The 456-nt window shown below is 53.1% G+C and carries 1 protein-coding gene; it reads right to left on the bottom strand.

Going from position 1 to position 456, the window contains the following annotated elements; genetic code table 11:
* The coding region (locus EXE30_RS15765) for a phage baseplate assembly protein V (protein WP_228256133.1) at positions 1-456 on the bottom strand (456 nt) is incomplete at both ends.

The following is a 456-nucleotide window of genomic DNA, read 5'->3' as shown; positions in this document are numbered from 1 at the left end:
TGTATCTGGCAGTTGTCCTTGGTCATCGAATTTGGTCGGACTGCGTTGTGCTTCGTGCAGTCGTCCTGTGACATAAGGGCGATCGATGTTGCCGTCAAAGAAGTCGATGACGACGATTTCACCGATACGTGGCAGGAAGCGTGCCCCGTAGCCTTCGCCTGCCCATGGAGTGAGTACATCAACCCATGCTGAATCGGTATCGTTGTCGTTACTGCCTGCGCCACCATCGTGTTGGTGGTCGTCATTTCGAGTGAACAGAAAGCGGACTTTGATTCTGCCCCATTCATCGACATGGATTTCTTCACCTGATGGTCCAACCACTTTGGCGCGTTGTGGATGGGCTGCTGGGCGGTGTTGTAGGGGTTGGTATTCGGGTATGGTTTTGATGCTGCGACGTTGTAGCGTCAGTTGGTTGGCTTGGCGTTCTTCGCTCTTGTTTGTGTGCTTGTGGTCTTG

The organism is Acinetobacter halotolerans, from assembly GCF_004208515.1.
GTDB classification, from domain to species: domain Bacteria; phylum Pseudomonadota; class Gammaproteobacteria; order Pseudomonadales; family Moraxellaceae; genus Acinetobacter; species Acinetobacter halotolerans.
Note: the sequence above shows the minus strand (reverse complement) of the source record. Positions and strands in the feature narration are given on the sequence as shown.